The 12,622-nt window shown below is 62.6% G+C and carries 11 protein-coding genes; 3 read left to right on the top strand and 8 right to left on the bottom strand.

What is annotated here, in order from left to right; all coding sequences use genetic code 11:
- The first annotated feature begins 16 nt into the window (after window positions 1–16).
- Together dapD and AOP79_RS11910 are read left to right on the top strand one after the other, a co-directional pair.
- Window positions 17–961 carry a 2,3,4,5-tetrahydropyridine-2,6-dicarboxylate N-succinyltransferase gene (dapD, locus tag AOP79_RS01050; protein ID WP_062069599.1) on the top strand — a complete coding sequence of 315 codons (945 nt, stop codon included), beginning with the start codon at window positions 17–19 and terminating at the stop codon, window positions 959–961.
- Between the two features lies 1 nt (window position 962).
- Window positions 963–1,835, top strand: a complete 873-nt coding sequence (locus AOP79_RS11910) for a hypothetical protein (RefSeq protein ID WP_062069601.1) — start codon at window positions 963–965, stop codon at window positions 1,833–1,835.
- 150 nt (window positions 1,836–1,985) lie between these two features.
- Here the strand turns inward: AOP79_RS11910 and AOP79_RS01060 are convergent, their stop codons facing one another.
- From AOP79_RS01060 to typA, 6 genes are all read right to left on the bottom strand, one after another.
- The gene (locus AOP79_RS01060) at window positions 1,986–3,275 is read right to left on the bottom strand and encodes a citrate synthase (RefSeq protein ID WP_062069603.1); all 1,290 of its coding nucleotides are present in this window, start codon (window positions 3,273–3,275) and stop codon (window positions 1,986–1,988) included.
- A gap of 58 nt (window positions 3,276–3,333) precedes the next feature.
- A complete protein-coding gene (gene dapC / locus AOP79_RS01065) occupies window positions 3,334–4,455 on the bottom strand; it encodes a succinyldiaminopimelate transaminase (protein ID WP_062069605.1) in 1,122 nt (373 codons plus the stop codon).
- A gap of 9 nt (window positions 4,456–4,464) precedes the next feature.
- Window positions 4,465–4,788, bottom strand: coding sequence for a ferredoxin (fdxA, locus tag AOP79_RS01070; protein WP_062069607.1), 324 nt, complete (start codon window positions 4,786–4,788; stop codon window positions 4,465–4,467).
- Window positions 4,789–4,872: 84 nt separating this feature from the next.
- Window positions 4,873–7,227 (bottom strand): VanW family protein, encoded by a 2,355-nt coding sequence (locus tag AOP79_RS01075; protein ID WP_062069609.1) that lies wholly within the window; start codon window positions 7,225–7,227, stop codon window positions 4,873–4,875.
- Window positions 7,214–7,564: a hypothetical protein gene (locus AOP79_RS01080; protein ID WP_062069611.1), complete on the bottom strand. Its 351-nt coding sequence runs from the start codon at window positions 7,562–7,564 to the stop codon at window positions 7,214–7,216. The genes AOP79_RS01075 and AOP79_RS01080 overlap by 14 nt, the downstream gene beginning before the upstream one ends.
- Window positions 7,565–7,742: 178 nt before the next feature.
- Window positions 7,743–9,638, bottom strand: a complete 1,896-nt coding sequence (typA, locus tag AOP79_RS01085) for a translational GTPase TypA (protein ID WP_062069613.1) — start codon at window positions 9,636–9,638, stop codon at window positions 7,743–7,745.
- Between the two features lie 136 nt (window positions 9,639–9,774).
- On the opposite strand from typA, the gene AOP79_RS01090 reads away from it, so the two are divergent.
- Window positions 9,775–10,323: a hypothetical protein gene (locus tag AOP79_RS01090; RefSeq protein ID WP_152647947.1), complete on the top strand. Its 549-nt coding sequence runs from the start codon at window positions 9,775–9,777 to the stop codon at window positions 10,321–10,323.
- Between the two features lie 128 nt (window positions 10,324–10,451).
- Here AOP79_RS01090 and AOP79_RS01095 read toward each other — a convergent pair whose 3' ends face one another.
- Window positions 10,452–11,069, bottom strand: coding sequence for an FMN-binding negative transcriptional regulator (locus AOP79_RS01095; RefSeq protein ID WP_062069617.1), 618 nt, complete (start codon window positions 11,067–11,069; stop codon window positions 10,452–10,454).
- Between the two features lie 78 nt (window positions 11,070–11,147).
- Window positions 11,148–12,599 (bottom strand): helix-turn-helix domain-containing protein, encoded by a 1,452-nt coding sequence (locus AOP79_RS01100; protein WP_062069619.1) that lies wholly within the window; start codon window positions 12,597–12,599, stop codon window positions 11,148–11,150.
- Between the last annotated feature and the right edge of the window lie 23 nt (window positions 12,600–12,622).

A 12,622-nucleotide genomic window follows, 5' to 3' on the forward strand; every position in this document is an offset into this window, starting at 1 on the left:
CAACTAGGCTTGCCCCATGACTCGACCTGCCTACGGATTCGGACTGGCCACTTACGACGCGAACGGTGTTGCACTCGACACCTGGTACCCCTCCCCCACATTGGGTGAGGCCCCGAGCGACAGCGTTCCCGCGGAACTCACTGCCGCAGAACGCGAGGACTCGCTGCGCGGTGTCACCATCCGTGCAGTCCGCACTGTGATCGACCTCGACGATGCACCTGCCTCAGTAGAAGACGCGTACCTGCGCCTTCACCTGATCTCCCACCGCCTCGTGCAGCCCCACGGCCTCAACCTCGATGGCGTCTTCGGCGCACTCACCAACGTGGTGTGGACCTCCATGGGCCCATGCGCCATCGACAGCTTCGAAGACACGCGCCTGCGTCTGCGCACCGCCGGCCAGCACGTCGCGGTCTACGGCATCGACAAGTTCCCTCGTCTCGTCGACTACGTGCTGCCCAGCGGCGTCCGCATCGCAGACGCAGACCGTGTTCGCCTCGGTGCGCACTTGGCCGAAGGCACCACCGTCATGCACGAGGGATTCGTGAACTTCAACGCCGGCACCCTTGGCCAATCGATGGTCGAGGGCCGCATTTCTGCTGGCGTCGTGGTCGGCGATGGCTCCGATGTGGGCGGCGGCGCCTCGATTATGGGGACGCTCTCGGGTGGTGGCAAGGAAGTCATCTCCATTGGCGAACGCTCCCTCCTCGGTGCGAACTCCGGACTCGGCATCCCACTGGGCGACGACTGCATCGTCGAGGCAGGGCTCTACGTCACCGCTGGTTCCAAGGTCATTCTTGCCGGGCAGACGGACGAGAGCGGTAAGCCCGTCACCGTCAAGGCAAAGGAACTCGCCGGCAAGAACGGCATCTTGTTCCGCCGCAACTCCCTGACCGGCGCCGTTGAAGCGGTCGTTCGCGAAGGTAAGGGCGTCGAACTCAACGCAGCATTGCACGCAAACTAACGTGTCACGCAGGCAGGGCTCACGCGGATCACGCGGATTCGCGTGGGCCCTGATTCTTGCGGTCACGATTGCAGCGGTCGTGTGGGTTCCCCAACTCTGGGACCGGTACGCCGACCAACATTTCGCGACGTCGCGCTGCACCGTCACTCTTGGCGAGCGCACGGACACTAAGACTGCGGAGCAGGCGAACAACATCGGCCTCATCGTGGCCGGATCGATGCGTTGGGGCCTGCCCGCCCGCGCTGCCACCATTGCCGTGGCCACAGCCATTCAAGAGTCCAGTTTGCGCAACATCGACTATGGGGACCGCGACAGCGTTGGGCTGTTTCAGCAACGGCCATCGCAGGGTTGGGGGTCTGTTGAGCAAATCATGGACCCCTACTACGCGACGGATCAGTTCTACGAGAACCTCATCAAGGTTGATGGTTGGGAAACCATGGACGTCACCGACGCGGCTCAAGAGGTACAGCGCTCTGGCTTCCCGTTGGCCTACGCAGACCACGAAGAGGAAGGCCGTCTGTGGGCCTCGGCGCTGACAGGCAACGGTGGTTCCGTCACCTGCGACCTTCCGGACCCCGAGGGCACGACCACCGCACGCGATCTTGCTGACCGCATCAGTGCGGACTTCGGTTCTGACGCCTATGCGGTCGAGGTCGTGGGCAGCGACGGCGATGACACGGTGATGCGCGTCACCGCAACAAGTGGCGACACCAACGCTAACCACGCCTTGCAGGAGTGGGCAGTGAGCGTAGCGGCATATGAGGCGGTCACATCGTCAACGGGGACGGCCGATGCTTGGGTCAGGGGCGGCGCGGAGCCGACAGAGGCGCCCGAGGCCGGAACGTTTGTGACGATCCGCACCACGACGCCGTAGCACCTCAGCTCCAAGGACCCCATGCGAAGGCGCTAAAAGCACACGCGAAAGCACTCAGAACATACGCGAAATGGCTCCATTTTGCTGTCATGAGCAGTCATAACAGCGAAATGGAGCCACTTCGCGTGAAAAGGTGGGGGGGGGGGGGGGTTAGCGGGACTCGATCGGCGTGTAGTTGCGGTCAGTCTCGCCCGTGTAGATCTGGCGCGGACGGCCGATCTTGGTCTGTGGGTCGTTCAACATCTCACGGTAGTGCGCGATCCAGCCGGGCATACGTCCCAGTGCGAACAGCGGGGTGAACATCGCCTTGTCGAAGCCCATCGCCGAGTACAGCAGACCGGTGTAGAAGTCGACGTTCGGGTAGAGCTTGCGCTCGATGAAGTACTCGTCGGACAGTGCGATCTCTTCGAGGCGCTGTGCCATCTGGAAGGTCTCATCGTTGCCACCGAGCTCCGCAAGGATCTGGTTAGCGACCTTCTTGACCTGAGCTCCGCGCGGGTCATATGACTTGTACACACGGTGTCCGAAGCCCATGAGGCGTGCGCCCTCGGCCTTGTCCTTCACCTTCGCAACAAAGGTCTCGACGGTGTCGCCGGACTCCTTGATCTGATCGAACATGCGCAGTGCAGCCTCGTTGGCGCCTCCGTGGAGGGGGCCTGAGAGAGCACCGACGCCGGCAGAGATCGAAGCATAGATGTTGGCCTGCGACGAGCCCACGATGCGAACCGTCGAGGTCGAGCAGTTCTGCTCATGGTCAGCGTGCAGGATCAGGAGCAGGTCGAGTGCCTTGCGCATGACCGGGTCGATGTCGAGCTCGCCGTCCGCGCCGGAGAAGCCGATGCGCATGAACTCGTCGACGTAGCGGCCGCCCTGGCGAGGTTCGATGAGCTCTCCGCCTGTGGAGCGACGCTGCAGGTATGCAATGACCGTGGCTGACTTAGCTAGCAACAGTACGGTTGCGAGCTCAAGTTCTTCCTCGGAGGTGCCCACGGACTCGGGGTAGAACGTCGACAGCGCAGAGATTGCGCCGGACAGGACTGCCATGGGGTGTGCGTCTCGGGGGAATGCGCCAAGGAATGTCTTGATGCCTTCGTGCACGTGCATGTGGCGTGCTACGCGGTTGTTGAACGCGTTGAGGAGGTCTTCGGTGGGAAGTTCGCCGTGGATCAGAAGGTAGGCAACCTCGAGGAACGTCGAGTTCTCGGCCAGCTGCTCAATCGGGTAGCCGCGGTACTTGAGCACTCCAGCGTCGCCATCGATGTAAGTGATGGCGCTCTCGCAGGAGGCAGTGTTGGTGAAGCCTGGGTCCACGGTCACCAGGCCGGTGTCGCGCATCAGGGTCGGAATCTGGATTCCGTCATTGCCAACAGTTGCCCGCGAGATGGGCAGTTCACGGGACGTACCGTCCACCGTGAGACGTGCGTCGACTACTCGAGTCATACTTTCGGATACCTCCGTGCGCCGCAGCGCCATTGTGTGCGTTCGCTCGGGAGCGAGTTTACCTACTTTTTTGCAATCGTTTGACAGCCTGTGCAATGCGTTCGTCAGACGCTGTCAGTGCGATGCGCACGTACTGCTTGCTCGCTTCCCCGTAGAACGCCCCCGGTGCGGCGACGATGCCGAGGCCAGCGAGAAAGTCGATGGTATCCCAGCAATCCTCTCCGCGTGTACACCACAAGTACAGTCCGGCCTCAGAACCGGCCACAGTGAAACCTGCTGCTTCCACCGCAGGCTTCAAGGCAGAACGGCGTGCCCGGTAGACCTCTCGCTGCGCGGAGACATGCGCGTCGTCCCGCAAAGCCGCGGCCATGGCCGCTTGGACGGGGGCCGGGACAATCATGCCCGCGTGCTTGCGGGTCTCGAGTAGTCCTGCGACGACGGCCGGGTCACCGGCGACAAACGCTGCGCGGTATCCGGCCAGATTCGACTGCTTGGACAAGGAGTACAGCGCAAGGAGACCCTCGTGGGACCCTTCGCAGACCTCAGGGTCGAGTACCGACGGCACACCATCATTGATCCACGGCTCATTCCATGGCAATGCTGCGTAGCACTCGTCGGACGCCACGATCGCTCCCATGGAGCGCGCCTGGCGTACGACGGCACGGAGCTGTTCCTTCGACAGGACCTCCCCCGTGGGGTTGGACGGCGAGTTCACCCACACCAAGCGAACATCGTCACGATGCGCCCACAGCGCCGGGTCGTCGGCCGCAATCGGCGTCGCACCACTGAGCGTCGCCCCCACCGCATATGTGGGGTACGCCGATGCTGGATGTACGACCGCATCGCCGTCGCCTAGCCCGAGGAGTGCCGGCAACCACGCCACCATCTCCTTGGATCCCACCGACGGGATGACGGCGTCAAGCCCCAGACCCTCCACACCGCGGGTGCGGGCAAACCAGTCAACGATGGCCCGACGCAGGTCTTCTGTTCCCTGAGTCGTGGGATAGCCCGGCGCGTCAGAGGCAGCACGCAGCGCCTCTTGAACGTGCTCCGGCGTGGGATCGACTGGAGTACCGACGGAGAGGTCGACAACGCCGTCCGGGTGCGCGCGAGCGCGGTCGCGGAACGGGACCAGACTGTCCCAGGGAAAGTCAGGAAGAGCGCGCGGGTTCAGGCCCATGCGCGCGAATCAACCGTTCGGGTTCGGCGGAAGCGCCTTGATCAGGTCGTGATCGTGCTCGATGAGACCCATCTTGGCGGCGCCGCCAGGCGAGCCAATCTCCGAGAAAAACTCGACGTTGGCGTCGTAGAAGTCTGCCCACTTGTCGGGGGTGTCATCTTCGTAGAAGATCGCCTCAACGGGGCAAACGGGCTCGCAGGCGCCACAGTCAACGCACTCGTCGGGGTGAATGTAGAGAGACCGTTCACCCTCGTAGATGCAGTCAACGGGACACTCGTCGATGCAGGCCTTGTCCTTGACATCCACACAAGGCAATGCGATGACGTACGTCACTTTGACTCCTCCATCCGGGGTACAGGGCTAGGCCATCATACCGCTGTGCGATATGACAAAGCACACAACAATAGGCAACGACTTCTAGTCGTCTTCGTCTTCCTCAGACAAGCATTTGATCGCGTCGTCGGGTGCATAGGTCCAGGTATCGACGTTGCGGTCTACTTCCTCGCCGTCAAGCAGCACAGACCGGGTGTTCGTGATCGTGAAGCCGGGGTGGCCCGCGTTTTTGGACTCGCAGCCCTCGGCAGTGACTTCCTTGACGCCAGGCTGACGAATGTTGGTTTTGTCCGACGCAAACGTCTCGACCTCGAAGTGCGGCGTGGACCACACTTCGACGTACAGCCTGCCGTTGCTCACGTAACTATTCATCACGGCGGCATAAGGCGTGTTGTTCTCGAAAACCACGTTGATGGTTTCGCCCCACAGGGTCGACTCGCGTCCTGCCGGATAGCGCTCAAACCACACCGAGTGCGGCCGGTGCTGCAGGAGTTCAAACCCAGCGAAGTAGGCCGCGTTGTAGCTTGTGGTCGCCATTTGGGAGAGGCCGCCACCCATGCCATTCGTGAGGATGCCATCCACGATGACGTGCGCCTCGGCGTACCCCTCTTCTACCGTGATAGGCGCCAAGGTTTGCGCAAGGTTGAACTGATCTCCGGGGAGCAGCGTGGTGCCTTGCACGTCAGCGGCCGCAGTAATGAGGTTCTGGGTTCGGACATACTCGTTCGTGAGCGGCGTATCGAATGAGGCGACGACTTCCTTGAGGTCCTCGACGCCCAAATCCTCAGACCGCACGGCTGGCTCGGTGGTCACCACCGGCAGTTCTCCCGAGCGTGAGGCACTGAACGATGCTTCGACGAGGGCCTCGCCGAGGTTGTCCGCATCGACGCTTTGGCCATCGACGCCCGCAGTGGCTTGAATCTTCTGGCTGGAGTCAAAGGACACCTTGGCGTCCTTGGGCTCCGTCTCGAGCTCCGGTTGCGCGCTGACGATCTGGGCGGCCAGGGGCTCACCATTAATGACCAGTTCGAGTGCCCCGCCGGACGATTCGACAGACGCGTTCTCGGCAAGATCCTCGGCGCTGACCGCGACCTCGCCGGCATCGGAGACCAGCGTGACGGGTCCAGCCAGCGCTACGTCCGTCACTTCCCGTGCGAAGAGCTCAGCGGTCCCGTCTGTCACGGCCGGCTCGATCACGACAGCGTCAGCTTCAACATCGAGGGAGTCGGGCCATTGGTCAACGACAATCTCGGCCGTGGCGTCAGCATCTACCTCGATACCGGTGGACCCCGGCTCCGCAACAGCGACCGTTCCCACGATCTCCACCGTGGCATCGGCCGGTTCACTGTCGAGCTCCCGCGCTACACCATCGATCGCAGCGCTCAGGGCGTCATCCTCAACGGTGGTGACGACGTCGAGGTCACCCCCGCCCACAATGTGGCTCCACATGCGGTCAAGACGCCAGGTGAACCCCGTCGTCGCCTCCACTGTGGACTGCGCGTCAACACCCAAACCAGCGTCGCCGGCTGGAACCTGCGCTGTCGCTTCCCCGGCAGAGATCACCAGGTCCTGGGCAACCAATTCGTCTGCGGCCTCGTTGACAGCACCTACGGCCTGACCTGTCGACATACCGCCGATGTCGACACCCAGTGCGGTGGTACCGCGAGGCACGGTGTTGGACAGCAAGGCGGCACCCCCGACGTAGGCCACACCGAGGAGTGCGATGGCCGCGATCCCGACAATCCATCCCTTGCCACGGCGCTGAGGGCTTTCCTCGGTGACGGCTTCAGCCTCTGCGGGTTCCTCATGCGCCGCAGAGGAGGACTCGACGGCAGAGGACTCGGCGGCGGAAGACTCAACAGCGCTGGAGTTGTCGGAAGCAGGCACGGGCTCGGCCATGACGGCCGTTTGCTCAACGGCGGGTTCGGAAGTCTCCGAATCCTCGGGGGTACCAGCGTTGGGCGATGCCGGCACCGGTGCAATGACTTCCGTCGGAGCATCGTCACTCTCCGGGACGTTCTCGGCCTCCGCCTGGCCCTCCGCCTGGCCCTCCGGCTCTGGCACGGATGCGTCCTCACCTGCGTGAGAGCGTGCCAAGTGTGCGGCACCCGCGGCCGCAACAAAGCTCACCCGACCCACTCCGGCATCGGCCGGTGTCGCGCCGTCCTCATCGGTTGCTGCCTGCTCGGCCTTGTCATCGTGCAGAGGTGGTGCGGTGGGAGTTTCCGAGGCAAGCCACGTGGGCGTCGCCAGTTCCGCCGTGGGCGTGCGCTCGTACACCACCGCTTCTGGAGCGACGTCCGGTCCCGTCGACCCGGCGATGAAGCCACCCTTGCCGCGTGCTGCCCTAGACCGCAGTGAGCGATGCGCAGCGGAACGGCGCCGCCGCTCTACTTGCGCTTGGACTTCCCTGAGCTGTGCGTCCTTACGCCGTGACATCGTCCCCCACCAAAAGTTTCACGGGCACTACAGCCGCAGCCACGATCGCAAGGACCGAACCCAACAGCCATGCCACTCCAAGCCCATCCTGAGCAATCAACACGGAATTGCCTGGGCCATTCAATGACCACACAGCAGTCGCCACGACCCACAAACCCGCAAAAACTCCAAGACCGTTCCATGACAACCAGGTCCGAGCAAAGATCGCGGCAGCCAGAACCATCACGATCGCAAGCACCACGCCAAACGGTGGGATCGAGCGATACGCCACCGCACCGACCGTCGCCGTCAGCAGGCCTGCGAGCGCGACAACGACATACCCCACGGAGTCCTTCATGCGCTCAAGGATAGGCGCATATCCACATTTCTCAGATGCACACAGCATCGATGTGATAGTTCCGTGACCCGCGCGGCGTATCGGCGAGCTCAAAGCGCACAGTTCACTACACGCAACAGGGCCGATGCCCCACTCAAGTGAGTGGGGCATCGGCCCTTGAAGCTGTGCGAAAGACTCGTTACATCTTCTTCGCGCGCGAGGCGGCACGAGCACGCGTGGTTGCGTCCAAGTTCACCTTGCGGATGCGGATGTTCTCCGGAGTGACCTCAACGCACTCGTCTTCACGTGCGAACTCGAGGGATTCCTCCAACGTCAGTGTGCGAGGAGGCGTCAAGCGCTCAAGCTCGTCACCCGTGGCAGAACGAATGTTGTTGAGCTTCTTCTCCTTGCAGATGTTGATGTCCATGTCCTCGCCGCGCGAGTTCTCACCAACAACCATGCCCTCGTACACCTCTTGGGTGGGCTTCACGAAGAACGTGCCGCGGTCCTGCAGCAGGAGCAGCGCGTTCGTAGTGACGGCACCGGTACGGTCTGCCACGAGCGAACCGTTGGTGCGGTACTCAATGACGCCGGCCCACGGTGCGAAGCCGTGCGAGATGGACGATGCGATGCCGGTTCCGCGAGTCTCCGTCAAGAACGTAGAACGGAAGCCGATCAGGCCACGGGCAGGAACGATGAATTCCATACGCACCCAGCCGGTGCCGTGGTTAGACATCGAGTCCATACGGCCCTTACGCGAGGCAAGCAGCTGGGTGACAGCACCCAAGTGCTCCTCAGGAACGTCGATGGTCATGTGCTCCATGGGCTCGTGAACCTTGCCGTCCACGTCCTTGGTCACTACCTGCGGCTTGCCGACAGTCAGCTCGAAGCCCTCGCGGCGCATCTGCTCCACAAGAATCGCCAGTGCCAGTTCGCCACGGCCCTGAACTTCCCACGCGTCAGGACGCTCGGTGGGCAGCACGCGGATCGAGACGTTACCGATCAGTTCCTTGTCAAGGCGGTCCTTCACCTGACGAGCCGTGACCTTGGCCCCCTTCACGCGGCCAGCAAGGGGCGACGTGTTGATACCGATGGTCATCGAGATTGCTGGGTCATCGACAGTGATGCGAGGCAACGGACGCGGGTCGTTGAGGTCCGTCAAGGTCTCACCAATGGTGATGTCCTCGATACCGGCGACAGCAACAATGTCGCCAGGCTGTGCCACCTCAGCGGGAACGCGCTCCAAGCCCTTGGTCTGCAAAAGCTCAGTGATCTTCACGGTCTGGACCGAACCATCGGCCCGTGCCCATGCCACCTGCTGGCCCTTACGGAGCTCGCCGTTGAAGACACGCAGCAACGCGAGACGGCCCAAGAAGGGGCTGGCGTCAAGGTTGGTGACGTGCGCCTGCAGCGGGTGACCCTCCTCGAACACGGGTCCAGGGATGCGCTCCATGATGGTCTTGAACAGAGGCTCAAGGTTCTCGGAGTCAGGCAGTTCGCCGTCTGCGGGCTGGTTCAACGAGGCGCGGCCAGCCTTCGCGGAAGCGAAGACAACAGGCACTTCGAGCAAAGCGTCGATGTCAAGATCAGGAACCTCGTCCTGCAAGTCCGCAGCGAGACCCAGCAGGAGGTCGTGGCTTTCCTCGACCACAGCGCTAATGCGCGAGTCGGGGCGGTCAACCTTGTTCACCACAATGATGACAGGGAGCTTGGCCGCGAGCGCCTTGCGCAGCACAAAGCGAGTCTGCGGCAGCGGACCCTCGGACGCATCCACGAGCAGCACGACGCCGTCCACCATGGACAGTCCACGCTCAACCTCGCCACCGAAGTCAGCGTGGCCAGGGGTGTCGATCACGTTGATAGTGACGCCGCCCTCGGTCGCTGCTTCACCGGTGTAACGGATCGCGGTGTTCTTCGCGAGGATGGTGATGCCCTTTTCCCGCTCAAGGTCACCCGAGTCCATGGCACGGTCTTCGATGTGGGCGTGGTCGCCGTAGGCGCCGCCCTGGACGAGCATGCCGTCCACCAGGGTGGTCTTACCGTGGTCAACGTGGGCGACGATCGCGACGTTGCGCAGGTCGGAGCGCACAGGCATGAGAAAAACTCGATTCGTTGAGATGAGAAGTCGGGCGCAAGGGGCGCACCGCCGATACAGTCTAGCGGGTCTCGTCAAGAGTCACCGATGAATGGCCTCCGTCGAGGGCGACGCACATCCGTGGCACGATGCTCTCATGCGTTCCTACCGCTCCCCCAGTGCACCCATGTGGGGCTGGATCGGCATTGCCGCCGGCGTGCTCATCGCAGTGCTCGGCACACTCGTTGAGGGGTTCCCCGTCGCCTTCGTTCCGATCACGCTCGGGGCAGCGATAGCGCTGATTGCCGTGGCGTGTTTTCTTCGTCCCAAGGTCGAAGTGGACGATCACTCAGTCATCGTCCACAACATCACTCAGGTGGTTGAGGTGCCCTTTGCTCGCCTGGCCGATGTGGAGACGCAGTGGGGTCTGGAACTCGTCACCGATGACGGCAAGAAGGTGGGCGCATTTGCGGCACCTGACCCCAATCGACGTGATCGGCGCAAAGCCCCACACGAACACAAGTCAGCCGACCTCGTGGCCATGGTGCGCGGCGGCGAGTCAGCATGGCTCGAAGGGCCTCATCGGGCACAGGACGAGCAGGCGTGGGCAGATGCGCCGTCGCGCGTCCGGCACTGGGATTTTGTGGGGGTCGCTCTTCTCGCGAGCGCCGCGGTGTTGATCATTGCGGGTATTGCTCTCGTTTAGTCTCGCCTCCCCCACACCCCGCGCTGCTCCACATCTCTTCGCGAATCCTCGTGAGATGGCCACATTTCGTCGTTATGAGCCCTCATAGCAGTCAAATGGAGCCATTTGGCGAGAGGCCGCGTGCATCCTCACGCGAAATCTCGTCGCATACGGGCCGCGACCTCCACAGACTCTCCACCTCGCCCACTCATGCCTTCCGCGACCGCCTTGCGGTCAGCATCGGCCCGGTTCTGGCTCAACTTATCCTTCGCAACGACGCGTGAGACAGCGATATCGACCCCGACGATGCCGTGAAGTTGCCCCTCGATGAAACGACCCGGAGCATCGTCAAGACTCCAGGGAACTGACTCCGCGGATTCATGGGTGTCCGTCAGCCGCGCAACCGCTCCACGCAACCATGCGGGGTCGCGTCGAAGCGTGACGGTTCCGCGGATCTGCACTGTCGAGTAGTTCCAGGTTGGCACGACCCTGCCGTGTTCTGCCTTCCCCTGGTACCAGGAGGGAGTCACGTACGCTTGCGGCCCTGTCACGATGAGCAACACTTGCTGTCCGTCCCCGATCGCATCCACGTGCGGATTCTTTAATGCCAGATGGGCCTCGACGGTGTCGTCGCGCCACACGATCGGGAGTTGCGTCGCATGCAGCTCTCCGGCATCGTCCACCGTCACCATCTGTGCCGAGCCGATGCTCGCGACGAAGTCTCGTACGTCTGCAGGCGGCATCTCGTTGAAGTGTGGGACATACATGCCGTCACAGTATCGACGGACCGCGCGCCAGTCTCTCGTGAAGTGGCACTTTCTGGTCGTTATGAGCCGTTAAAACAGTCAAATGGAGCCATTTGACGGGGGTGGGTCGGAGGCGTGGGACTCCAGAAACTCGTGGAGCTCACGATCATCCACACCGGGGTAGGTTCCGTGAGGGAGCGGCGCAAACAAGTACGGCCGCACCCGCGGCGACGCCCATGAGCGCCCATGCCACCGCTCCGCCAAGCCATCCTCGGGCCTACGGCAACACGTCACATCAGGGCATCGTGACACTTCATGCGCCGGCGACTCACGCCCACGGAACCACTTGGACTCCGCGTAAGGAACGCCCACCGTGATCGAGTATTCGTCAGAGCCGATGCCGGTCTGAGTCGCTTCAAAGAACGTGCCCGCAGGGGTGTCCGTGTACTGGTAGTGCTCGGTGGTTCGCGTCGCCTGCGCGAAGGCCTTGCGGGCGCTCCAGTATCGACACACCACCTCACCTTCCGTTGACCCCGTGGCATCGAGCGGAAGCGGCAGATTGTCGTTCTCATACGCACCCGACACGGTGCCGTCCCCGGCCACCCGCACATAGTGCAACCGAATACCCAGGTGCTGTGTGGACAGATTCGTAAACCGGAGCGCTGCCGCCTCATGCGTGACGCCGTACACGTCACGGAAATCATCGATCGCAATAGCGCGATCACGCTTGGCCTGCTCCAAAAATGGCACGGCCGTCGAACGCGGCATTAAACACGCCGCCGCGTAATAGCTCGCCTCGAGGCGTTGCCGAAGGAAATCGCCGTAGTCGGCAGGTTCGCCGTGTTCCAGAAGCGTCTGCGCCACCGCCTGAAGCGCCAACGATCGGAGCCCATGCCCACCCGGGATGGACGCTGGCGGGATGTAAATCCTCCCGTGTTCCACGTCAACGACAGCCCTCGCTGAATGCGGCAAATCGTCGGTATGGACAATGGTTAAGCCCACACGCTCGGCCATCTCAGCCACGGTGCGGTGAGTCAGTGCTCCCCCACTGTGACCCACGGCAGCCACAGCCTCATCGGCCAACACCTCGATGTCTGGCAGGTAGTTGTTGATGGAACGCATGTGCGCACGGAGGTCAGTGTTTTCCCGCCGCGCCAATTCCGGGGTTGCGATCGCTTGCCGTGCACGCCGGTCGAGCTCTCGATGCAGACCGACGAGAGTCCGTAGCGTCTCATCCGTCATCGACCGTGTGGGACGAAGTGCGGGCAGCCCCAACTCTCGGTATGACGGTGAACGCTGTGCATGCTCAAGTTCAAGTTCGAGGGCATCGCGGCCTGTCGGAGCATCGTCTCGCAGAAGATCGGACACGCTCACGTCGACCGCCTCCGCGATCTTGCCCAAGAGCGAGAGCCGGGGCTCCCGTTTGCCGTTCTCGATGAGCGACAGCACACTCGGCGCCACATCGCATGCGTTCCCGAGTTGATCCAACGTCAGCCCTGCACGCGTGCGGAAGTGCCTCACGCGACGCCCCAGTACGTCTAACTCCGCCATGGTTTTCACGTTACGTCAAAAAC

Origin of the sequence: Demequina sediminicola (assembly GCF_000975055.1) — a bacterium.
GTDB lineage: Bacteria > Actinomycetota > Actinomycetes > Actinomycetales > Demequinaceae > Demequina > Demequina sediminicola.